Consider the following 22,565-nt stretch of genomic DNA (forward strand, 5'->3'; position numbering starts at 1 on the left):
CAAACTCAGACTAGTCCAGACTCGCATAGGTGTTCGATCCCTCGATGGAGTGAAGTACACATCACGTTCCCTTGGAGGCATGAACCATTTAGGCTCCGGGCACGTCCTCATGAACAACCGGCAACCCAGCCGGGAGGACCGAGACACAAGACAGCGCGAACCCGTAAGCATCCAAGTAACGCAATACGGCACATTCGCCGCCAACCGGCAGCAGACAGCCGCCCCCGAAAGATTTTTTCGAGGAAAAGCCACGAGCGGGAACGTTTTCGGGCTGGTTGGATGTTGACCCTGGTACGACAGCTCGTCGAGCTAGAGAAGAGGCGACGTGACTACTGTTCTGACCCCCGCGAGCCCGCTGACGGCCGCCGATCGCTGCGACCGCTGCGGCGCCCAGGCATACCTGCGCGTGGTCCTGCTCAGCGGCGGAGAACTGCTCTTCTGCGCCCACCACGGCCGCAAGTTCGAGCCGGAACTCAAGAAGATCGCCGCTGAGATACAGGACGAGACGGAGCGGCTGACGTCCGTTCCTGACACCCCTTCCACCGAAGAGCGCTGAATCTCGCACACACGACGAGCCAGCCCCGGCACAGGCCGGTGAACGGGCGGGCCCGCTCCTCTCCGGGAGCGGGCCCGCCCGTGCTCGTGCCGTGTGGGTGGGGTCGCCGGGACGCTTAGGAAGGACTGTCAGGCGTCCCCAGGCCTGCCGTGGCGGGAGGCCAGCTCGCGCACGACCTCGGAGACGCGTGTGTAGACGCCGGGGCTTCCCGGCCACCCGCAGCCGCTGCCCCACGACACGAGCCCGATCAGCCGCCCGCCGGCCACCAGAGGGCCGCCGCTGTCGCCCTGGCAGGCGTCCGGGCCCCCGGTGGTCTCTCCCGCGCAGAGCATCGTGCCGGCCCGGTAGGTGCCGTCCTCCCCGCCCGGATAGGCGCGGGCACACAGGTCGTCGGGCAGCACGCGCACGCGCGCGGCGTGGAGCCGGCGCGGGTAGGCGCCCGCGCCGGTCGTGTCACCCCATCCGGAGACGACGGCCCGCGTGCCCGGCGTGTAGGCCGGGTCGCCCGCGTCGGCCATGGCCACGACGGCGCTCTGCGGCACCGGCTTCGCGAGAGTGAGGACGGCGAAGTCGCCGGAATCGGTGGCGGCGTCGTAGCGGGGATTGATCCGCGCGGCACGGACGGCGATCTCCGCACCCCGGGCCGACAGCAGGTCGGTGCGGCCCGCGATCACCGTGAGGTCGCGGGCCCGGTCGGGCGGTGCCCCCAGGACGTCGTCGGCCAGGCAGTGGGCCGCGGTGATCACTGTCGTCCGCGCGACCGCCACACCGCCGCAGAACTGGCCCGCGCGCGTACCTCCGAACCGGTCACGGCTGGACAGGGCCACGGTCCATGGCGCCTGGGAGATGTCTATCGGGAATCCGCCCACGACCACGCTGTCGGAGGCCGCCGGGACGGCGCCCACCAGGGGTATGGCGGTCATGGCGGCCGCCACGACCAGCGGCCGGATCAGTGCCCGGGCAACGGAACGGCGCATGCAGGCTCCTCACTCTGGGGTCCTCCTGGGACACCCAGAGTCGTCCAGGGCGTGCGCGCCCGCAGCACGAAGGCCCGGCCCCCGGCGACGGGGACCGGGCCTTCGCCCGCGGAACGGCCTCGGACTAGTCGAGGTAGTCGCGCAGCACCTGCGAACGCGACGGGTGGCGCAGCTTCGACATGGTCTTGGACTCGATCTGGCGGATGCGCTCACGCGTCACGCCGTACACCTTGCCGATCTCGTCGAGGGTCTTCGGCTGACCGTCGGTGAGACCGAAACGCATGGAGACGACGCCGGCCTCACGCTCGGACAGCGTGTCCAGCACGGAGTGCAGCTGCTCCTGCAGAAGCGTGAAGCTGACGGCGTCGGCGGGGACGACGGCCTCGGAGTCCTCGATCAGGTCACCGAACTCGCTGTCGCCGTCCTCGCCCAGCGGGGTGTGCAGCGAGATGGGCTCGCGGCCGTACTTCTGGACCTCGATGACCTTCTCCGGGGTCATGTCGAGCTCCTTGGCCAGCTCCTCCGGGGTGGGCTCGCGGCCCAGGTCCTGGAGCATCTGGCGCTGCACGCGCGCGAGCTTGTTGATGACCTCGACCATGTGCACCGGGATACGGATGGTGCGGGCCTGGTCGGCCATCGCGCGGGTGATCGCCTGACGGATCCACCAGGTGGCGTACGTGGAGAACTTGTAGCCCTTGGTGTAGTCGAACTTCTCGACCGCGCGGATCAGACCGAGGTTGCCCTCCTGGATGAGGTCCAGGAAGAGCATGCCGCGACCGGTGTAGCGCTTGGCCAGGGAGACCACCAGACGGAGGTTGGCCTCCAGGAGGTGGTTCTTGGCGCGGCGGCCGTCCTCGGCGATGATCTCCAGCTCGCGCTTGAGCTTGGGGGCGAGCTTGTCGGCGTTGGCCAGCTTGTCCTCGGCGAACAGCCCCGCCTCGATGCGCTTGGCCAGCTCGACCTCCTGCTCGGCGTTGAGCAGGGGGACCTTTCCGATCTGCTTCAGGTAGTCCTTGACCGGGTCAGCGGTGGCACCGGCCGCGGCCACCTGCTGGGCGGGCGCGTCGTCCTCGTCCTCGTCGGACAGGACGAAGCCGGCGCTCTCGGTGCCCTCGGGCTCGTCGGCGACCTTGGTGTCCTCGAGGACCTCGTCCTCCAGGATCTCGCCGTCGTCCTTCTTGGCCGTGGTCTTCTTGGCGGCCGTCTTCTTCGCGACGGTCTTCTTGGCTGCCGCCTTCTTGGCCGTGGTCTTCTTGGCGGCCGCCTTCTTGGCAGGTGCGGCTTCCTCGGCGGAATCGGTCTCGACCGGAGCGGTGGGCGCCGCGGGAGCCGCCGTGGTGGCGGTGGCCTTGCGGGTGGTCACCGTCTTCGCCGCGACCGTCTTGGTGGCGGTGCGCTTGACCGGGCTCTTCGCTGCGACGCTCTTTCGGGTGCGCTTGGGCTCTGCGGCACTGACCATCAGCGTCACACCCTCTTCCTCAAGAATCTGGTTGAGGCTGCGCAGTACGTTCTTCCACTGAGTGGCCGGAATCTGGTCAGCTTCGAAGGCCCGACGCACATCGTCGCCGGCGATCTGCCCCTCAGCCTTTCCCCGCTCAATGAGCGCCATGACAGAGACGGACTCGGCGATCTCCGGCGGGAGCGTACGGGATGTGCTGGCCGACACGAACAACCTCTCGGAACGTTGGAAAACGGCTTCCGGCACCGTCCACTGCGGACGAGCGCCGACCACCGGCCTGGGGATGGGCCGACGGCGCGGGCGGGGGCCGGGGAGATGCACAGCGCCTGTCTCGGCGTCCGTATTCCCTCCGCGGCTGTCACCTCTTAGGTCATCGCGCTGTCTCCGTGAGCGTTACGCCCAATCTGCGTGGCCCGAGTCACATCCCATAAGCGGTCAGAAACGATCGGACGGGGACATACAACCCCCTGTACCCCGCCCCCGCCCACGCCTCGCCGGACCCCAAGGAATCCGAGCGAGGCGCGGACGGCCGGCCCCCGGCTCCGTGGAGCCGCGCGAGCCGGCCGGACACGGCCGCGATAACCACCAGGGTGCCGCACACCGGCGACCGCGTCGCCTCGTCGCCGATCAGTGCTCGCGCGGGGCGGGAACGACGCGCTCCACCTCGGGATGGACCGTGAGCAGCTGACGCATGGCCGTCTCCGCCGCCGCGCCGTCGCCCGTGCCGAGGGCGTCGACGATCCGCGCGTGCTGCGCGAGGGACGTCTCGTTCGCCCGGTCACAACCGGTGACCGGGCCGCCGGAGACCTGGAGGGCCGACGCGACGATCCCGGACAGGTGCTCCAGCATGCGGTTGCCCGCGATCTGGATGAGCAGCCCGTGGAACTCGTTGTCGGCCCGCGAGTAGGTCAGGGCGTCGCCCTGCGCCACGGCGTGGCTCATGATCTCGACCATGTCGCACAGGCGCTGCTGCACCTCCTCGCGCCCGTGTCCGGCGGCGAGGCGGGCGGCGAGCGGCTCGATCGTCCAGCGCAGCTCGCTCAGCTCCCGGCGCTGGTCGTCGCGCTGGGGCCCGAAGGCCCGCCACTCGATGATGTCGGGATCGAGCAGGTTCCAGTCGCTGACGGGACGCACCCTCGTGCCGACGTTCGGGCGGGCACTGACCAGGCCCTTGGCCTCGAGGACACGGAGGGACTCGCGGACGACGGTGCGGGAGACCTCGAAGCGCTGGCCGATCTCCTCAGGCACCAGCGGGCGGTCCGCCCCCAGATCCCCGGAGACGATCATCTGTCCCAGCTGTTGCACGAGTTGGCCGTGCAGCCCGCGCCCGCGGCTGCCCGCGGCGCGCCGGCCGACGCGCCCCAGATCCGGGTCCGTGCCATCCCAGGAGGGCGCTCCCACGCGCTCGGCCATCGAGGCCTCGGCGTAGGGATAGCGGTCGAGATCGCCCGGGCCGGTCAGACCAGAGTCTGCGGAGCGGGCGGCGGTCATCATGGTGTGCGCAAGGGTACTCACGGATCCTTTGTCGGCGTTGCCTCCAACTCCCTTGAGGTCTTTGGTGAAAAGCACACGAAAGGGTGATCGCTCACAACGTCGCAATTGACGCCTTATCGGAAAGAAACGGCCTTTCTGTGGGGAGTTGTGCGCACATAGGGACCTGAAGCGTACGGACGGCCGTCATCGAACCCTGGTGCGCAGCGTCGTCAGCAGATACGCGCACAGCAGCCCCGTGAGGGACAACGCCAGTGCGCCGCCCACGGGTTGAGCGAGCACACGGACCGCCGCGACCAGGTAGCGCTCCCCGCCGAAGGGCCACTGCAGCACGAGGACCTCCCGCATCCGCACCGGGAACCCGGCCGCCATGTGCGCACCCGGGGCCCGCAGCACCTGGTGCACGACCGGCACGACGAGCACGGGTACGGCGAGGACGGCGGCCAGCCCCGCCGTGGTGGACCGGAACACGCCGGCCGCCAGCACACCGGCCCAGGCACAGCCGACGACCAGGCCGAACCAGCTCGCGCACAGCGCGAGCCAGTCCCCGGGGAGTTGCGTGAGCTCCCGTCCGTAGACGACGTAGAGCACTTCGGCGTCACAGCCCACGGTGAGGAAGGCCAGCAGCAGCGCGGTGGCTCCGGAGACGAACAGTTTCGCGGCCAGCAGCCCCAGCCGGCGGGGCACCGTGCCGCGGTCCGCCGCCAGGGCGGGGTGGCGGAACTCGTCGCCGAAGGCCAGCGCGCCGAGGAGTCCGGCGGCCAGTGCGGCGGGCGGCAGCGGGAGCTGCCGCGGCCAGGCTGCGAACAGCCGCGCCTGCGGGGTGTGGCCGAGCCGGGCCAGCACTACGGCGGTGAGCGCCGACACCACCAGCACGGCCCCGCAGGTCACGAAGCCGGTGCCGATCCCGGCGGCCCGCCGGATCTCGTAGCGCAGGGGGCGCAGGGGGGTGGGGGCGGTGCGGACGGAGATGGGGGGCGGGAGGAGGGAGTGGGCGTCGCGGGGGCGGGCGCCGTCGGGGTCCGCGGCACGGTCGGGCTGTTGCCTGCGGGTGCCGGGGACCCTGGCGCCGGGCAACCGGGGGCGGGTCGCGAGGGCGCCTGCCGGGGATCCGCTCACGGCACCGGTGTGCGGCTCCGGCGACAGCGAGGGACCGGGGCTGCCGGCTCCGGTGCGTGACGCCGGGCGCGGCGAGTTCCCGGCGGGGTCGGTGTGCGACTCGGGTGCGGCGTCGGCGGGCCTGAGGTCACCGGCCGGGGCGATCGCCTCGGCGGGGGACGTACCGGCCGGCGACTCGACGGCGTCGTGCGCCGCGCCTCCGCCGGTCACGGGCGGCTCACCGGCCGGCGACACGTCGCGGGCGGAGGCGGGGGCGGCCGGGGTGGCCGCCGCCGGTCGGGCCGGCGTGGCCGTACCGGGTGCCGGTGCGGCCGGCTCCCCCGCCGGCGGACCGTACCCGGCCGGCGCGTCGTCGACGGAGGTTCGGCTCCGCTCCGGCGGCGCTCCGTCCACGGCGACCCGGCCCGGTCGCGCCGGCGAGGCGGTGAGCGTCTCGCGGCCGGTTTCCGGAGCGGAGGAGCCGAAGGGGGCTCTTTCCCGCTCCGCCGGCCGGCTGCCGGAGGCGGCCGCGTCCCGCTCCCCCGGCTCCGGGACCGCCTGCTGTGGGTCCTGTGCGGGCGTCCCGCGCCGGGCAGCCCGTGTGCCGCTGTCCGCCCCGAACCCGGCACCGGGCCCGGCGGCCGGCCCCATGCCGCCCACCTCGTCCGCGAGTTGGTGGACGAGGATCCCATGGCGGAACGCCGTCTCACCGACGTCCGCGGTCGTGCTGCCGTACACCGAGAGGCGGTTGCCGCCCTCGCACACGACCTCCACGGACCGGCGACCGGTGCGCGCCTCCTTGGCGAGCAGGGCGGCGAGCCGTGCCGCGTGGGGGCTGCGGACGGCCACGTGCGGGCGCAGCCGGGTGCGGGCGAACTCCCGGGCGTCCTGGTCGGCGACGACCCTGCCGCCGTCGAGGGCCACGACCCGGTCGGCCGCGCGCGCGGCCTCCTTGGGGTCGGCCGTGGTGTAGAGCACGGTGCCGCCCTGCTTGGCGTGGGCCCGCAGCATGCTGTGCAGCCACTGCGCCTCGCGTGCGGAAAGGCCGTCGGCCGGCGCGTCGAGGACGAGCGTGTGCGGGTCGGACAGGAGGGCGCCGGCCAGGCCGAGCCTGCGGTCCATGCCGCGCGACAGCGTGCCGAGGCGCTCCTCCCGGAAGCTGACGAGGCCGACGACTTCGAGCACCTCGTCGGCGCGCCTCGCGGGGACTCCCGACGCCGCGCACAGCATGCGCAGATGACCGCGGACCGTGCGGGCCGGATGGCCCGGTACGTCGCCGAGCAGCACGCCGACCTCCCGCGAGGGGTGGGCGATCCGGTGCAGGGGCCGGCCCCGGAAGTAGGTGATGCCGCGCCCCGGTTGCAGTTCGAGCATCAGTCTGAGCGCCGTCGTCTTGCCCGCGCCGGCGCCGCCGAGGAGCGCGGTGACCTGTCCGGCGGGCGCCTCCAGGGAGACGTCGTCGACGGCGGGCGGGTGCGCCTTGCGGGGGTTGCTGGTCAGTCCGAAGGCCTGGATCACCTGCAGCAAGATAGCGCGCTATGTCCGCTTTTGTGGTGTATAGCGCGGCCTGTCACACAGCACCTTGCGGACCGGCCCCGTCGGTGTCCGCCGTTCGACGGACACCGAGCCGGGATCCGGCACCCGGTCCGCCGCCCGGTGGCCCGTCGCCGTGCGGGTCAGACCTCGGGCCGCAGCATCGGCGGATTGAGCAGGGTGGCGCCACCGGCCCGGAAGAGCTGGGCCGGCCTGCCGCCCTGGCGGGTGGTCGTACCCCCCGTCGGGACCAGGAACCCAGGGGTTCCGGTGACCTTGCGGTGGAAGTTGCGCGGATCGAGGGCCACGCCCCACACCGCCTCGTACACCCGGCGCAGCTCTCCCACGGTGAACTCGGGCGGGCAGAACGCGGTGGCCAGCGACGAGTACTCGATCTTGGACCGGGCCCGCTCCACTCCGTCGGCGAGGATCCGGGCATGGTCGAACGCGAGCGGCGCCACGGGCTCCTCGTCCCGGCCGTAGCCCCCCTGCTGGAGCAGTTCGCCGACCGGCGCCCAGCGTGCGTTGCTGGCATCGCCACCGGCACGCGGTGCGGGCAGGTCGGGCGCGAGCGCGAGGTGCGCGACGCTGACCACGCGCATGCGCGGGTCACGCTCGGGGTCGCCGTAGGTGGCGAGCTGCTCCAGATGGGCTCCGTTGTCCTGGGCCGGGGCCGAGGGATCGTGTGCGCACAGCCCGGTCTCCTCCGCCAGCTCGCGCGCCGCCGCCTGGGTCAGGTCCTCGTCGGCCCGTACGAAACCGCCGGGCAGCGCCCAGCGCCCCTGGAAGGGAGGCTCGCCCCTGCGTACCGCGAGCGCGCACAGGGCATGGCGGCGCACGGTCAGCACGACCAGGTCCACGGTCACGGCGAAGGGCGGAAAGGCTGACGGGTCGTAGGGCATGCCGCGATCATAGTCGTCTTCCTGACGATAAACACTCCCTTCACCGGCCGCTTCACCGGTGGTTCCGCTTCCTTCCGGTATGCGGGTCGGCGCAGGCTCCCGTTCGTCCTCGCGGTCGCGCCCGTGGCCGCTGTGCTGGTCATGCGCCCCCCTCTCCTCCGTGGTGCCCGCCGGCATCCGGGGCGCCGCCGGTCCTGCCCGCGGTGCGGGTGCGCGGACGGCTCGCGCCCCGGCCGCCGGGGCGGGAGGGTTCGGCGGCCGGGGGCCGGGGATGCGAGCCGGCCGGTCGCCGCCACCCGTCCGCTGCCCGCCGGACCGCGCGAGACCCGTCGCCGCCCTCCACGAACCGCACGCGACGCCGTCGGCGCACACCGGCCCCCGGGGCGGGGACCGCGCCCCGGGCGACGGCCCCGCGCACACCCGGTACGGACACCGCGACGCCCGGACCGTCCACCCCGTCAGGAGCCGGCCCGGGTCCGGCGGCCGCCGGACCGCCCGCCCCGGCCGTGTCCGGCTCCGTCGCCGGACCCGCGGGCGTGGCGCTCTCGGCCCGGGTCCGTCCTGAGCCTTCCGTGCGCAGGCAGCGGCGGACCGACTCCGGGTCGAGGCCCTCGTTGCAGGCCTGGTGCAGCAGCCTGGCGAAGAGGTAGTCGGGGTCCGCCGCCAGCGCCATGGCCAGCGCCTCACGGGCTTCCAGATCGTCGCCCGTGGACCAGGCGACCCAGCCGGCCAGGGTCAGCGGGGCGGCGGCGTGCTCGCCGTAGGGTCCGACGCAGCGGCGGGCCAGGGCTCGCCAGAGCCGCAGTGCCGGGGCGGCTTCCTCTCCCTCCATCCACGCGGCCGCCCGGTCGCGGGTGGTGCGGTCCTGGAGTCCGAGGATGAGCGTCGCCGCCTCGTGGTGGCCGAGGAGGTCGTCGTCACGCAGGTCCGCCGGGTGGGTGCCGGACACGGGCGCGGCGGCGGCGAAGCGCCGGATGATCCGCTCGGCGAGGTCGAGGGTCTCCTCCGCGACCTCCACCCGGGCCGACCCGTCCACGAGGCGGGGGACCAGGGCCATGCCGGCCTCGTCGAGCGCGGTCTCCTGCTCCGCTGCCGCGGTCGTCTCCCAGGGCCGCAGCCTCGCGCGCAGCTCCTTGAGCGTCCCGCGGACCTGGATTCCGGCATAGGTGGCCGCGGCGGCCAGCACGGAGGTGCCGGGAACGCCCATCGGTGTGCCCTCGTCGGGGCAGCAGGCCTCGACAGGGCAGCAGTAGCTCCAGAAACGGCCGCCGGAGACGCACAGGGCCTCGATGACGGGCACGTCGAGGTCGCCGCAGGCGACGCGGAGCCGGTGGGCCAGCCCTTCGAGTCGCCGCTTGACGTCCCGGCCGGACTCCCCGGGCGCCGGCTCCTGGCAGACGTAGGCCACCATCTGTTCGGGCCGGGCGCCGCGCCGCTCGCTGCCGGTCACGAGCCCGCGGGCCAGTTGCCGTGCGGCCGCCTCCCAGTCCTCCTCGCTCGCCGGGATGCCGAGCCGGGCCCGGCCGCCGAACCTGCCCTGCCCCTCGCGGTCGTGGAGTGCGACCAGCACCATGCTGTCCTCCGGGCGGTAGCCGAGCAGATAGGGCAGGGCGTCGGCCAGCTCGGCCGCGGTGCGCAGGGTGACCTGCGTCTCCTGGGGGCGCGCTCCGGCCGCCGGCGGCTCCTCCCCCGGGATGCCGCCGCCTTCGAAGGGTCCGGTCGTTTCGCTGTGGTTCGTCATGCACCGACGATCTCGCGAATCCGGCGATTGCGGTTGAGCCTGTGGATAAGTCGCATCAGGGACACGACAACACAAAGGGTGCGACGTCGACGGGCCGTCCCAGCGGGCCGGGCGGCTCAGCCCGCCGCGGCCAGTACCAGGGGCAGCACCTGTGTGCTGCCCGCCCGGCGCAGCAGGCGGGCGGCGACGGCGAGGGTCCAGCCGGAGTCGGTGCAGTCGTCCACCAGCAGGACCGGGCCGGGATCGGCCGCCAGCGCGCCGGCCAGTTCGCCGGAGACGGTGAGGGCACCGGACAGCGCCCTCAGCCGCTGGGCGGAGTTGCTGCGGCGGGTCGTGTGCGGCCCGCCCGGCGCGGTGTACGTCAGACTGCCCAGGAAGGGCAGGCGGCCGACGGCCGCGATCCCCTGCGCGAGCGAACCCACCAGTTCGGGGCGGGTCGACGAGGGCACGGCGACGACGCCCACCGGTCGGGCCGGGGTGTCCGGGCCGGCCGCCGCCCAGCCGCCCGGCGAGCGTGCCCAGTCGGCGAGGACGGCCACCGCCGCCCGCAGCACATCGTCGGGGACCGGACCGTCGGGCGCGTTCTCGGCGAGCAGCGGGCGCAGCCGGTTGCCCCAGCCGATGTCCGACAGCCGCCCGAGGGCCCGCCCGGTGGCACACTGCTCACCGGCCGGGATGCGCCCCTTGAGGTCGATGCCCAGGGCCGGCATGCCCGTCGGCCACATCCGGCGGGGCTCGATCTCCACCCCCGGCCGGTCCAGCTCCCTGACCGCCGCGGTCAGCGTCTGCTCCGAGACGGAGGCATCCGCCCAGGGACCGGCGCAGTTGTCGCAACGGCCGCACGGGACCGCGTCATCGTCGTCCAGCTGGCGGCGCAGGAACTCCATCCGGCACCGGTCCGTCCCCACGTAGTCCCGCATGGCCTGCTGCTCGGCGGCGCGTTGCCGCGCCACGCGGGCATAGCGCTCGGCGTCGTAGACCCACTGCTCGCCGGTGGAGATCCAGCCGCCCTTGACCCGCTTGACCGCGCCGTCCACGTCGAGCACCTTGAGCATGGTCTCCAGCCGGGTGCGCCTGAGGTCGACCAGGGCCTCCAGGGCCGGCGCCGACAGCGGCCGTCCGGCATCCGCGAGGGCCGCGAGGGTCTGGCGCACCTGGGCCTCGGGCGGGAAGGCCGTCTCCGCGAAGTAGCGCCAGATCGCCTCGTCCTCCTTGCCGGGCAGCAGCAGGACGTCGGCGTGTTCGACGCCGCGGCCCGCACGCCCCACCTGCTGGTAGTAGGCGATCGGCGAGGACGGCGAGCCGAGGTGGACCACGAACCCGAGGTCCGGCTTGTCGAAGCCCATGCCCAGCGCCGAGGTCGCGACCAGCGCCTTGACCCGGTTCTCCAGCAGGTCGGTCTCGGCCTGCAGCCGGTCGGCGTTCTCGGTGCGTCCGGTGTAGGAGGCCACCCGGAAGCCGCGCTGCCGCAGGAAGGCGGTGGCCTCCTCGGCGGCGGCGACCGTCAGGGCGTAGACGATTCCGGAGCCCGGCAGCTCGTCGAGGTGCTCGGCGAGCCAGGCCAGCCGGCGTGGGGCGTCCGGCAGCCGGACCACGCCCAGCCGCAGGCTCTCCCGCTCCAGCGGGCCGCGCAGCACCAGGGCCTCGCCCGCGCCGGTGCCCAGCTGTTCGGCCACGTCCGCGGTGACCCGCGCGTTGGCGGTCGCGGTGGTGGCGAGCACCGGCACTCCGGGGGCGAGCTCGGCCAGCATCGCCCGCAGGCGGCGGTAGTCGGGGCGGAAGTCGTGGCCCCAGTCGGAGATGCAGTGCGCCTCGTCGACCACCAGCAGGCCGGTCGTGGCCGCGAGTTTGGGAAGCACGTGCTCACGGAAGTCGACGGCGTTGAGCCGTTCCGGGCTCACGAGGAGAACGTCGGTCTCGCCGCGTTCGACCTCCTCGTGGATGGTGTCCCACTCCTCGGGGTTGGCCGAGTTGATGGTGCGCGCCCGGATGCCCGCCCGCGCCGCCGCCTCGACCTGGTTGCGCATCAGCGCCAGCAACGGCGAGACGATCACGGTGGGTCCCGAGCCACGGCGGCGCAGCAGCGCGGTGGCGACGAAGTACACCGCCGACTTGCCCCACCCGGTGCGCTGCACCACGAGGGCGCGCCTGCGGTCGCGCACGAGCGCCGCCACCGCCTGCCACTGGTCCTCCCGCAGCCGCGCGCGGCCCCCGGGGTCGCCCACCAGCTCGGCGAGGATGGCGTCGGCTTCGGCGCGCAGCTCCATGTCGTCCATGCCTCCATGCAACCCGATGGCGCCGACAATCAGCCACCTCACTCACGGTGACGGCATGCTTCCCGTGACCGTGCGTGGTCGCCGGCGTGACGTGATCGGGCGGCCGCAGGCGTCAGCGGCCACCCCTGTGGGTAGGGATATAAACCCCGCACCGCCAGATAACCGGCGGTGGGACCAATTGCTCGTTGCCGCAACCCAGTTCGACAGGAACAATTGAGATCCGCTCCCCGCACGGTCCGTGATCCGGTAGGGCTTCGCTGCGGTGCGCGCTCCCCCGAACCCGACCTCGCCCGCAGTGTGGGCGCGTAGCCGAAGGGAGGAACGTGACCTTCGGATTCGCCTCGTCCTCGGCGGCCTCGTTGTCGACGTCCACATCCGCCGCCTCCGCCAGTCGTCTGCTCGAGCCGGCGGAGTGGGCCGCCGCCGGAATCCCCCTGCTGCGCAACCCCCGTGAGGTCGTCAGCGGGCTGCACGCCCGTCATCATCCGCAGCCGTCCACGGTGGTCGTGGCCGTCCTCGATCCGGACGAGCGGCTGTGTGCCAGCGCCTCGTTCACGCGGCGTGCCGCGCCTGCCGACGGGTGGATGTTCCGCAACGCGCTCCTGTCGCAGCTGCGCCGGGTGATTCCGCACGACCTGCGCCGGCGTACGCCCGTGCGTACGGCCGTCCTGCTCTACTGCCGTGAGGGCGACGCGCGTTGGACGGAGGAGGACGGCGCCTGGATGTGGGGGCTGCGTGACGCCTGCACGCTGCACGGGCTGCGGTGCGGGGCGTACATCACGCTGACGCACGAGGGCTGGCAGGTGCTCGGTGAGGGACGCGGCGGACGCCGGCCCAGCGCGCACTCCTCGCCGGAGCCTCTTGTCACGGCGGAGGCTCCGCCGCTTCCGCCGCGCACCGGGGGGCCGGTGTCGGAGGTTCTGCGGCGGGCGGCGGCTCGCTGAACGGGGCGGTGCGGTGGCTGGGGTGGCTGGTTGCGCAGTTCCCCGCGCCCCTGGGGGTGGTTCGGTGCGTTCGTCGCCGCGGGCTTCGGAGTGGCTGAGCGCGCAGTTCCCCGCGCCCCTGGGAGGGGCTGAGCTCGCAGGTTTCCGCGCCCCTGGGGGTGGTTCGGTTGGGGGTGGTTCGGTGCGTTCGTCGCCGCGGGCTTCGGAGTGGTCGAGCGCGCAGTTCCCCGCGCCCCTAAGGAGGGGCTGAGCTCGCAGGTTTCCGCGCCCCTGGGGGTGGTTCGGGTGGGGGTGGTTCGGTGCGTTCGTCGCCGCGGGCTTCGGGGTGGTCGAGCGCGCAGTTCCCCGCGCCCCTGGGAGGGGCTGAGCTCGCAGGTTTCCGCGCCCCTGGGGGTGGTTCGGTTGGGGGTGGTTCGGTGCGTTCGTCGCCGCGGGCTTCGGAGTGGCTGAGCGCGCAGTTCCCCGCGCCCCTGGGAGGGGCTGAGCTCGCAGGTTTCCGCGCCCCCCGGGGGGCTGAGCGGGTTTTCGGGGTTCGGGGTGGCCGCCCCTCGGGTGGGGGCGGCCGTTGGCGTTCGGGCATGCCCGAAGCCGCACCGTGCCGGCTCCTGCGTCACCCCGGCGCCCCAGGCGCCGGGCGCGGTTCAGACGACGGCGCCCAGCACCGCGTTGATCTGCTGCGGGTCGCCGCAGACGATCAGCAGCGCACCGGCCCGGGTGTGGGCCAGCGGAAGGACGGAGGCAGCGGCGGAGGCGTCGCCCCCGTTGACGGCCACGACGACCACGGGACGGGACGCCGCCCGCGCGGCGACGGAGGCGTCCGCGTAGAAGACGTCGTCACGGGCGTCTTGCTGCGCCCAGTAGGAGGCTTCGCCGAAGCTCAACTCGTGCTCGGCCCACGGGTGCTGGGCACCGGTGGTGAGCACGAGCACGTCGCCGGGGACACGGCCGGAGTCCAGGAGCAGGTCCACCGCCTCGTCGGCGGCGTCGAGCGCGCCCTCGGCCGTGGCCGGGATCAGCTGGACCTGAGGACTGGCCGCGGTCGCGGCGGGAGCGGCCGGGCCGGACGGGCCTGGCTTGGCCGGAACCACGTCGCGCGGCGTGCGCTGCACCGGCGGCGCCGGCCGCACGGGGCCGGGACGACCGGGGCGGGGCGGAGCCGCGGGACGGGGGCCGGGTACGGGGCGAGGGGTCGGCGCGGTGCGGCCGCTGGCCGCCGGGGTGGCGCGGGGACCCTGGGCACTCTCGTGAATCTGAGGCTCCTCGGGTATGAGAGGCATGAGCTGATTTTTATCAAACATTGATGCGGTACGGATGACCGGGTGGCACATCAGTGCGATCGGAACCGTCAGAAATCGAAGCCGAGCTGACCCTCGATCTCCGGAACGCTTCCGTCCGCCCAGCTGCGGACCTTCTTGAGGTGCCGCCACTGGGGCAGCGAATCAAGATACGCCCACGACAGGCGGTGGTACGGGGTGGGGCCCCGCTCCGCCAGTGCGGCCTTGTGCACGGGTGACGGATACCCGGCGTTGTCCGCGAATCCGAAGTCTGCATGGTCGATACCCAGTTCGGCCATCATATTGTCGCGCTGCACCTTGGCGATCACCGAAGCCGCCGCGACGGCCACGCAGGAACGGTCGCCCTTGATCACCGTGCGCACCCGCCAAGGGGCGCCGAGATAGTCATGCTTCCCGTCGAGGATGACGACCTCGGGACGGACCGGCAGGGCGTCCAGGGCGCGGCCGGCGGCGAGCCGCAGCGCGGCCGTCATCCCCAGGTCGTCGATCTCCTCGGGCGAAGCGTGCCCCAGGGCGTAGGACGTCACCCATGTACGGAGGATCTCGGCCAGTTCCGTACGCCGCCTGACGGTCAGCAACTTGGAGTCGGTCAGGCCCTCGGGCGGACGGCGGAGTCCGGTGACCGCCGCGCAGACGGTGACGGGCCCGGCCCAGGCGCCGCGCCCCACCTCGTCCACACCGGCGATGACCCTGGCTCCGGTCGTGGCGCGCAGTGAGCGCTCGACGGTGTGGGTAGGCGGTTCGTACGGCATGGCGCCCTTAGCGTACGCCGCCTGGATCGTCGCGCGACACCCCGGCCACCCCCTTCGCTCACGCACACCTCCGACCGGGGCGGCGGCATGGCCGGGAGGGCGCCGCGGGCCTGGGGCACGGGCAGCTTTCGGACACGCGTCCGGCTCGCCCCGAGAGGCCCGGAGCGCGACGTTCCGATTGCTCACGGTCGCATTCGTGAAGCATCGGGAAGCCTCGCGCACAGCACCGGTCAGAGTTCGGTGGGCACCCAGTCCGGCAGTGCCTCCGTGCGCGCCACCCAGTCCACGGGCGGCGCCCCCGCCCTGCCGGCGCCGAGCACCCCGCCCATGATCGCGCAGGTCGTGTCCACGTCCCCGCCCGCCTGGGCGGTCGTCCAGAACGCCATCCCGAAGTCGCCGAGGCTGCGCGCGGCGGACCAGAGGGCGAAGGGGACGGTGTCGTGGGCGGTCGTACGCCGCCCGCACCCCAGCACGGCCGCGACGGTGGCCGCGTCGCCGTAGTCGAGCATGTCCCGGGCACGGCGCAGGCCCTGGCCGACCGCGCTCTTCGGCACCAGGGCGATGACACCGTCGAGGAGGGCCTCGGGGCCGGGCGGTCCGTCCGGCGAGCCGGCCAGCGCTGCGGCCGCGGCGACGGCCATGGCCCCGACCACGGCCTCCCGGTGCTGGTGCGTCGGGTAGGCCGAGATCTCGGCTTGGTGGGTCGCCTGCTCCGGGTCGTCCGCGTACCAGGCGCCCAGGGGGGCGATCCGCATCGCCGCGCCGTTCCCCCAGGACCCCTGTCCGTTGAAGAGCCCGGCGGCCAGCTCGCGCCAGTCCCCGCCCTCCCGGACGAGCCGCAGCAGACGGTTGACCGCGGGACCGTACCCCCGGTCGAAGTCGTGGTGCTCGGCGAAGGAGCGGGCCAGCGCGTCCTGGTCGACGCGCCGGTGCGCGGCGAGCACGGCGACGACGGAGCAGGCCATCTCGGTGTCGTCCGTCCACTGCCAGGTGCCCGCGGGCACCTCGCGTCGCTTCAGCAGGGGGTAGTTCGCCGGGACGAAGTACTGGGAGCCCAGGGCGTCCCCCACGGCCAGTCCACGCAGGCTGGCCAGGGCGCGCTCCAGGCGTCCGGGGGAGGATGCGGGGGCGGAGGAGTCAGCGGTCATCGCGCAGCCACTCTATCCGGTGACCCAGTACGGCACCGGTTCCCGCCAGCGGTCGAAGGGCCGGTCGAGTGTGTACTTGCCGTTCTCCCCCAGGACGAGCATCCGCATCTCGGCGTTCCCGGGGTTGGACAGGGACTCGAATTCCGCGACCGTCCAGTGGAACCAGCGCATGCAGAACAGCCGCATCGCGAGGCCGTGTGTCACCAGCAGCACGTTCGGCGGATGGTCCGGCGCCTCGAAGCTGCGGAAGAGGCTCTCCAGGAAGCCGCCGACCCGGTCGTACACGTCGGCGCCGGACTCGCCCTGCGGGAACCGGAAGAAGAAGTGGCCGTAGGCGTCGCGGTACGCCTTCTGCAGGCGCACGTCGTCGCGGTCCTGCCAGTTGCCCCAGTCCTGCTCGCGCAGCCGGGGCTCCTCGCGCACCCGTATGAGACCGGGGTCGAGCCGGAAGGCGTCGAGCGTCTCGTGCGTGCGGCGGTACGGGGAGACGTACACGCTCACGCGCTCCCGTCCGAACACCTCCCGGAGTGTCCTGCCGGTCTCCTCCGCCTGCCGCCGGCCGCGCTCGGTCAGCGCGAGGGCGTGGTCGGGTTCGCGTTCGTACACGGAGTCGTCGATGTTCCCGGTCGACTCCCCATGCCGGACAAGGACGATGCGCCGTGGTCGTGCCATGCCGAAACCCTAGATCGAGCGAGCGGCCGCCGAGCACACGTAGGGGCCCCATACGGCGTAGATCACAGAAAAACCCGTCCGCCGGACTCACACCGTCCAGGTCGGCTCCAGGTCCACGATGTCCCCCGAGAGGGCCGCGACGTCCGCTTCCGTCTGGGCGCGCAGGGCGAGGCGTTCCACCCGCTCGGTGCGGTACTTGCCGTGCTCGGCCGCCGACCGCCACATCGACAGGATGAGGAACTCCTGCTCGGGCGCCTCGGCGAACATGCCGCGGATCATCCCCGGTGAACCGGCCATCGCGGGGTTCCAGACCTTCTCCTGCATGAGCGTGAAGTGCTCCACGCGTTCCTCGTGCACCCGGCACCGGGCCACCCGGATCAGGTCGGCGTCGGTGAACCGCGGCTCGAAGCCCGTCTTCACGTCGAAGCGGTACTCGAAGAGTCTGGCCTGGCCGTCGTTGAACGTGCCGGACTGGGCGGCGGCCAGGCGGTCGTGGGAGCGGGCCATGAAGGAGTCGTAGAAGGCACGGCTCTCCCAGAAGGCGAAGATGTGCGCCACTCCCTGCCGCTGCCGGCTCCAGCCTCCGCCCTGTCCCCGAAACCCCGGCTCCCCCAGAAGCCCCGCCCATTTCCGCTGTCCCCGCTCGAATCCCCGGCGGTCCACCACGGTGCAGCGAATCCACTTGACCAGCACCGCGCCATCGTAAGGCCAGCGGGCGTGGCGCCGGTCACGCTCGGAGCGGATCGCCCGCGCACGCGCCCCCTCGCTCATGGCACGATGAACAAGCGGCCCTGTACAGGGGGCAGTTGGCAGACAGTGATCTTCAAGGGGGTGGCGAGGCCCGGTGGCTGGCTTCAGCAAGGGAATCCGCAAGGTCGAGGTCGCGCTCAAGTGGGACCCCAGTCCGGCGGGCCGACCGCCCACGGATCTGGACATCGTCGCCGCGCCGTTCGAGTCCGGCGACCCGTACGGTGCTCCGGCCTACCTGGTGCACTTCGACAGCCGCTCCCCGGACGGCACGATCTTCCTCAACCGGGACAGCAAGGACGGCAAGGGCTTCGGCTGGGACGAGGTCATGACGCTGGAGCTGGACCGGCTCGACGGCCGGTACGCGCGCGTGGTGGTCGGTGTGGTCATCCAGCAGGGAACCGGGCGTCAGGACTTCGCCAACGTGCTCAATCCGGGCATGCGGATCCGGGAGGGCTACACCGTGCTCGCCGAGGACGACTTCACCGAGGTCGCCGAGGCCACGGCGGCCACGATCGGCGAGTTCCACCGGGACGACTCCGGCGGGTGGACGTTCCATGCCGGGGTCCACGGCTTCGACGAGGACCCGGCGTCCTTTCCCCGGGTCATGGGCAGCAGGCGCCTGTCCTGAAGGTCAGCCGGTGTAGCGGGCCGCGATCGTGAGCGTGCGGGCCGGCTCCTCCTCGACGGCCCGGCGGCGGGTGGGCGCGGCGGCTCGTCCGTGTCGCGCCTGCTCAGGGCGGTTCGTCGACAGATACGGCAAGGGGCGCCGGCACAGGCCGGCGCCCCTTGTCTCAGTTACGGCGTGTCATCAGCTGCAGCCGCTGGTGGAGCCGCAGCCCTCGCAGATGTAGCAGGAACCGGCCCGCTGCATCTTCGTACCGCAGGAGAAGCACAGCGGGGCGTCGGCCTGGATGCCCAGCTGCATCTCCACCAGCTCGGCGCTGGTGTGCGCCTGCTTGGGGACGGGCTTGGCCGCCTCGGCCTCGGCCTTCGGAGCGGCGACCGCCTTCAGTTCCTGGGCGCGCGGCGCCGACTGGGCCAGTCCCTCGACGTCGACCTCGTCGTCGTCGAGGGACTGCTCGTAGGAGCCGGTCTCCAGGTGGCGCTGACGCTCCTCGGCGGAGTGGATGCCGAGCGCGGAGCGCGTCTCGAAGGGCAGGAAGTCCAGCGCCAGGCGGCGGAAGATGTAGTCGACGATCGACTGCGCCATCCGCACGTCCGGGTCGTCCGTCATGCCGGCCGGCTCGAAGCGCATGTTGGTGAACTTCGAGACGTACGTCTCCAGCGGCACGCCGTACTGGAGGCCGACGGAGACCGCGATGGAGAACGCGTCCATCATGCCCGCGAGGGTCGAGCCCTGCTTGGACATCTTCAGGAAGACCTCGCCGAGACCGTCGTCGGGGTAGGAGTTGGCGGTCATGTAGCCCTCGGCGCCGCCGACCGTGAAGGACGTGGTGATGCCGGGACGGCCCTTCGGGAGGCGCTTGCGGACCGGGCGGTACTCGACCACCTTCTCGACCGCGGTACGGATCGTCTCCTCGGCCTTCTCGGTGATCTCGGCCTTCTCCTCCTCCTTCTTCTTGGCGGAGAGCGGCTGGCCGACCTTGCAGTTGTCGCGGTAGATCGCGAGCGCCTTGACGCCCAGCTTCCACGCCTCGTAGTAGATCTCCTCGACCTCCTCGACGGTCGCCGTCTCCGGCATGTTGACCGTCTTGGAGATGGCGCCGGAGATCCAGGGCTGGATCGCGGCCATCATGCGGACGTGGCCCATCGGGGAGATGGCCCGCTCGCCCATGGCGCAGTCGAACACCTCGTAGTGCTCGGGCTTCAGGCCCGGGGCGTCGATCACATTGCCGTGCTCGGCGATGTGGGCGACGATCGCCTCGATCTGCTCCTCCTGGTAACCCAGGCGGCGCAGGGCCTGCGGGACGGTGCCGTTCACGATCTGCATCGAGCCGCCGCCGACCAGCTTCTTGAACTTCACCAGCGCGAGGTCGGGCTCGACACCGGTGGTGTCGCAGGACATCGCCAGGCCGATGGTGCCGGTCGGGGCGAGGACGGACGCCTGGGAGTTGCGGAAGCCGTTCTTCTCGCCGAGGCGCAGCACGTCCTGCCAGGCCTCCGTGGCGGCGGCCCACACCGGGGTGTCCAGGTCGTCCATGCGCACGGCCGTGCCGTTGGCGTCGGCGTGCTGCTTCATGACGCGGTTGTGGGCGCCGGCGTTGCGGGCGTAGCCGTCGTAGGGGCCGACGACCGCGGCCAGCTCCGCGGAGCGGCGGTAGGCCGTGCCGGTCATCAGCGAGGTGATGGCGCCGGCCAGGGCGCGGCCGCCCTCGGAGTCGTACGCGTGGCCCGTGGCCATCAGCAGGGCGCCGAGGTTGGCGTAGCCGATGCCGAGCTGGCGGAAGGCGCGCGTGTTCTCGCCGATCTTCTGGGTCGGGAAGTCCGCGAAGCAGATCGAGATGTCCATCGCGGTGATGACCAGCTCGACGACCTTCTGGAAGCGCTCGGCCTCGAAGGACTGGCTGCCCTTGCCGTCGTCCTTCAGGAACTTCATCAGGTTCAGCGAGGCCAGGTTGCAGGACGTGTTGTCCAGGTGCATGTACTCGCTGCACGGGTTCGACGCGGTGATGCGGCCGGACTCGGGGCAGGTGTGCCAGTTGTTGATGGTGTCGTCGTACTGGATGCCCGGGTCGGCGCAGGCCCACGCGGCCTCGGCGATCTTGCGGAAGAGCGCCTTGGCGTCGACCTCCTCGATGACCTCGCCGGTCATGCGGGCGCGCAGCCCGAACTTGCCGCCCGCCTCGACGGCGGTCATGAACTCGTCGTTCACGCGGACCGAGTTGTTGGCGTTCTGGTACTGGACGGACGTGATGTCGTCGCCGCCCAGGTCCATGTCGAAGCCCGCGTCGCGCAGGACGCGGATCTTCTCCTCCTCGCTGACCTTCGTCTGGATGAAGTCCTCGATGTCGGGGTGGTCGACGTCGAGCACGACCATCTTGGCGGCGCGGCGGGTGGCGCCGCCGGACTTGATGGTGCCGGCGGAGGCGTCGGCGCCGCGCATGAAGGAGACGGGACCGGAGGCGTTGCCGCCGGAGGAGAGCAGCTCCTTGGAGGAGCGGATGCGCGAGAGGTTCAGGCCGGCGCCGGAGCCGCCCTTGAAGATCATGCCCTCTTCCTTGTACCAGTCGAGGATCGACTCCATGGAGTCGTCGACGGACAGGATGAAGCAGGCGGAGACCTGCTGGGGCTGCGGGGTGCCGACGTTGAACCAGACGGGGCTGTTGAAGCTGAAGATCTGGTGCAGGAGGGCGTAGGCCAGCTCGTGCTCGAAGATCTCGGCGTCGGCGGGCGAGGCGAAGTACTTGTGGTCCTCGCCGGCCTTCCGGTACGTCTTCACGATGCGGTCGATCAGCTGCTTGAGGCTGACCTCGCGCTGCGGGGTGCCGACGGCGCCCCGGAAGTACTTGCTGGTGACGATGTTGACCGCGTTCACCGACCAGAAGTCGGGGAACTCGACGCCACGCTGCTCGAAGTTGACCGAGCCGTCGCGCCAGTTGGTCATGACGACGTCACGGCGCTCCCAGGCCACCTCGTCGTACGGGTGCACGCCGGGGGTGGTGTGGATGCGCTCGATGTGCAGTCCCTTGTTACCCGCCTTGGCTCCCTTGGCTCGGGAACCTCGTGCCGGACCGCTCGCCGTCTCTGTCATGCCGCCTCCCTGTACGGGCGAAAACGCCCTGAAGTGCCCCGTCTGTTCCCGTGGCACGGTGTTCTGTCTTGTGTCGCGGGCTCCCTCAGCTGCCGCCCGCGACAGGTCTTCGGTCGCCGCCTCCCGGCCGGTCCCCGGGCGTCCGTCCGGGGTTCCGGCGCGCCGGTCAGTCGGCGGCGTGGGCGGGCACGGGGACCTCGATGGTCCCGCCGGGCCCGCGTTGGTCCTCCTGGCTCCCCGCTCGCGCGTCCTCGTCGTCCGCGGCGGGGCCTCGCGCCTGCCTCAGCTCCGCGATGGCGGCCTCGAAGTCCTCCAGCGAGTCGAACGCCCGGTAGACGGAGGCGAACCGCAGAAAGGCGACGAGGTCGAGCTCCTGCAACGGGCCGAGTATGGCCAGGCCCACGTCATGGGTGGTCAGCTCGGCGCTCCCGGTGGCCCGCACCGCCTCCTCGACCCGCTGGCCGAGCTGGGCGAGCGCGTCCTCCGTGACAGGCCGTCCCTGGCAGGCCTTGCGCACGCCGTTGATGACCTTGGTACGGCTGAAAGGCTCGGTGACCCCGGACCGCTTCACCACCATGAGCGAGCACGTCTCCACGGTCGTGAAACGACGGGAGCAGTCGGGGCACTGGCGGCGCCTGCGGATCGACGTGCCGTCGTCGGTCGTACGACTGTCGACCACACGGCTGTCGGGGTGCCTGCAGAAGGGGCAGTGCATGATCTCCAACCCTCCTCACAGCAGACTCAACAGCCTCGCCGGGCCACACGAGCCCCTCGAAGCAGCCCTAAGCATAGGCGATCGCGAAGCGGTCGCAGACCCGGGGGACCACAACTTGTGGGCCGCGGTAAGCATCCAACCACTAGATGTAGGGATTGGCTCATACACCGAGGCGGTCACGCGTGTCGGTGCCGCAGGGCACGCCCCGGATACCCGCCGCGCGGATTTCCGAACACGCGGAAGCGGGAACGCGGCGATCCCGGGGTTACGGAGATACGGTGGGCGCCGCACGGAGACCGCGCGGGACTCCGGGGGCGGTAGGGAGCCCGGGTCCAGGTGGACGGGGTTCCGGATGGCAGACGAGGGCACAACCCACAAGGTCACCGAGCCCGGCGGTGAAGAGTACAACAATGGGAGCTTTCGCCCGCCGGGTTCCCGCTTAGCCATACACCCAGACACTCGATCACGTCAGGCGAATCGCACTTTTTCACTCGAACGTGTGTTTGGCGCAACCTTTCGAAAGCAACTACCGTTGTCCAGCAGG

Annotated in this window: 17 protein-coding genes; 3 read left to right on the forward strand and 14 right to left on the reverse strand. The window is 72.1% G+C overall.

Features of this window, described 5'->3' with window-relative positions; genetic code table 11:
• The first annotated feature begins 325 nt into the window (after nt 1–325).
• Entirely contained in the window at nt 326–556 is a 231-nt protein-coding gene (locus IE177_RS26290) for a DUF7455 domain-containing protein (RefSeq protein WP_190017907.1), read from the forward strand.
• A gap of 128 nt (nt 557–684) precedes the next feature.
• Here the strand turns inward: IE177_RS26290 and IE177_RS26295 are convergent, their stop codons facing one another.
• From IE177_RS26295 to IE177_RS26325, 7 genes are all read right to left on the reverse strand, one after another.
• The gene (locus IE177_RS26295; protein WP_190017908.1) at nt 685–1,533 is read right to left on the reverse strand and encodes a serine protease; all 849 of its coding nucleotides are present in this window, start codon (nt 1,531–1,533) and stop codon (nt 685–687) included.
• Between the two features lie 124 nt (nt 1,534–1,657).
• Nucleotides 1,658–3,199 (reverse strand): RNA polymerase sigma factor, encoded by a 1,542-nt coding sequence (locus IE177_RS26300; RefSeq protein WP_190017909.1) that lies wholly within the window; start codon nt 3,197–3,199, stop codon nt 1,658–1,660.
• Nucleotides 3,200–3,619: 420 nt separating this feature from the next.
• Nucleotides 3,620–4,507 (reverse strand): FadR/GntR family transcriptional regulator, encoded by an 888-nt coding sequence (locus IE177_RS26305; protein ID WP_190017910.1) that lies wholly within the window; start codon nt 4,505–4,507, stop codon nt 3,620–3,622.
• Nucleotides 4,508–4,669: 162 nt separating this feature from the next.
• On the reverse strand, nt 4,670–7,099 hold the full coding sequence (locus IE177_RS26310; RefSeq protein ID WP_190017911.1) for an ATP-binding cassette domain-containing protein: 2,430 nt from the start codon (nt 7,097–7,099) through the stop codon (nt 4,670–4,672).
• Nucleotides 7,100–7,257: 158 nt separating this feature from the next.
• Complete coding sequence (locus tag IE177_RS26315) at nt 7,258–8,016, reverse strand: NUDIX hydrolase (protein WP_190017912.1); 759 nt, start codon at nt 8,014–8,016, stop codon at nt 7,258–7,260.
• Between the two features lie 139 nt (nt 8,017–8,155).
• Nucleotides 8,156–9,757: a DUF4192 domain-containing protein gene (locus tag IE177_RS26320; protein WP_190017913.1), complete on the reverse strand. Its 1,602-nt coding sequence runs from the start codon at nt 9,755–9,757 to the stop codon at nt 8,156–8,158.
• Nucleotides 9,758–9,873: 116 nt separating this feature from the next.
• Entirely contained in the window at nt 9,874–12,033 is a 2,160-nt protein-coding gene (locus IE177_RS26325) for a RecQ family ATP-dependent DNA helicase (protein WP_190017914.1), read from the reverse strand.
• A 323-nt stretch (nt 12,034–12,356) separates the two neighbouring features.
• Here IE177_RS26325 and IE177_RS26330 point away from each other — a divergent pair, with 323 nt between their 5' ends.
• On the forward strand, nt 12,357–12,977 hold the full coding sequence (locus IE177_RS26330) for a hypothetical protein (protein ID WP_190017915.1): 621 nt from the start codon (nt 12,357–12,359) through the stop codon (nt 12,975–12,977).
• 641 nt (nt 12,978–13,618) lie between these two features.
• Here the strand turns inward: IE177_RS26330 and IE177_RS26335 are convergent.
• The 5 genes from IE177_RS26335 to IE177_RS26355 form a co-directional block, all read right to left on the reverse strand.
• Nucleotides 13,619–14,254, reverse strand: coding sequence for a hypothetical protein (locus IE177_RS26335; RefSeq protein ID WP_190017916.1), 636 nt, complete (start codon nt 14,252–14,254; stop codon nt 13,619–13,621).
• A gap of 68 nt (nt 14,255–14,322) precedes the next feature.
• The gene (gene rnhB, locus IE177_RS26340; RefSeq protein ID WP_190017917.1) at nt 14,323–15,024 is read right to left on the reverse strand and encodes a ribonuclease HII; all 702 of its coding nucleotides are present in this window, start codon (nt 15,022–15,024) and stop codon (nt 14,323–14,325) included.
• 230 nt (nt 15,025–15,254) lie between these two features.
• Complete coding sequence (locus IE177_RS26345) at nt 15,255–16,172, reverse strand: ADP-ribosylglycohydrolase family protein (RefSeq protein ID WP_190017918.1); 918 nt, start codon at nt 16,170–16,172, stop codon at nt 15,255–15,257.
• 12 nt (nt 16,173–16,184) lie between these two features.
• On the reverse strand, nt 16,185–16,844 hold the full coding sequence (locus IE177_RS26350; RefSeq protein WP_190017919.1) for a histidine phosphatase family protein: 660 nt from the start codon (nt 16,842–16,844) through the stop codon (nt 16,185–16,187).
• 87 nt (nt 16,845–16,931) lie between these two features.
• On the reverse strand, nt 16,932–17,537 hold the full coding sequence (locus IE177_RS26355; RefSeq protein WP_190017920.1) for a YdbC family protein: 606 nt from the start codon (nt 17,535–17,537) through the stop codon (nt 16,932–16,934).
• Between the two features lie 151 nt (nt 17,538–17,688).
• Between IE177_RS26355 and IE177_RS26360 the strand changes: the two genes are divergently transcribed.
• Nucleotides 17,689–18,222: a TerD family protein gene (locus IE177_RS26360; protein WP_190017921.1), complete on the forward strand. Its 534-nt coding sequence runs from the start codon at nt 17,689–17,691 to the stop codon at nt 18,220–18,222.
• Nucleotides 18,223–18,402: 180 nt separating this feature from the next.
• On the opposite strand, the gene IE177_RS26365 is transcribed toward IE177_RS26360, so the two are convergent.
• On the reverse strand, nt 18,403–21,306 hold the full coding sequence (locus IE177_RS26365) for a vitamin B12-dependent ribonucleotide reductase (protein WP_190017922.1): 2,904 nt from the start codon (nt 21,304–21,306) through the stop codon (nt 18,403–18,405).
• 166 nt (nt 21,307–21,472) lie between these two features.
• On the reverse strand, nt 21,473–22,021 hold the full coding sequence (gene nrdR / locus IE177_RS26370) for a transcriptional regulator NrdR (protein ID WP_190017923.1): 549 nt from the start codon (nt 22,019–22,021) through the stop codon (nt 21,473–21,475).
• Nucleotides 22,022–22,565: the final 544 nt, after the last annotated feature.

The sequence above is a fragment of the Streptomyces lucensis JCM 4490 genome (assembly GCF_014650035.1).
Lineage (GTDB): Bacteria > Actinomycetota > Actinomycetes > Streptomycetales > Streptomycetaceae > Streptomyces > Streptomyces lucensis.

Bases quoted from the DNA above. Each gene is read 5' to 3' on its own strand.
- IE177_RS26295 (WP_190017908.1), bottom strand. From the start codon at position 1,533: ATGCGCCGTTCCGTTGCCCGGGCACTGATCCGGCCGCTGGTCGTGGCG.
- IE177_RS26315 (WP_190017912.1), bottom strand. From the start codon at position 8,016: ATGCCCTACGACCCGTCAGCCTTTCCGCCCTTCGCCGTGACCGTGGAC.
- IE177_RS26320 (WP_190017913.1), bottom strand. From the start codon at position 9,757: ATGACGAACCACAGCGAAACGACCGGACCCTTCGAAGGCGGCGGCATC.
- IE177_RS26325 (WP_190017914.1), bottom strand. From the start codon at position 12,033: ATGGACGACATGGAGCTGCGCGCCGAAGCCGACGCCATCCTCGCCGAG.
- IE177_RS26335 (WP_190017916.1), bottom strand. From the start codon at position 14,254: ATGCCTCTCATACCCGAGGAGCCTCAGATTCACGAGAGTGCCCAGGGT.
- rnhB (WP_190017917.1), bottom strand. From the start codon at position 15,024: ATGCCGTACGAACCGCCTACCCACACCGTCGAGCGCTCACTGCGCGCC.
- IE177_RS26345 (WP_190017918.1), bottom strand. From the start codon at position 16,172: ATGACCGCTGACTCCTCCGCCCCCGCATCCTCCCCCGGACGCCTGGAG.
- IE177_RS26350 (WP_190017919.1), bottom strand. From the start codon at position 16,844: ATGGCACGACCACGGCGCATCGTCCTTGTCCGGCATGGGGAGTCGACC.
- IE177_RS26365 (WP_190017922.1), bottom strand. From the start codon at position 21,306: ATGACAGAGACGGCGAGCGGTCCGGCACGAGGTTCCCGAGCCAAGGGA.
- nrdR (WP_190017923.1), bottom strand. From the start codon at position 22,021: ATGCACTGCCCCTTCTGCAGGCACCCCGACAGCCGTGTGGTCGACAGT.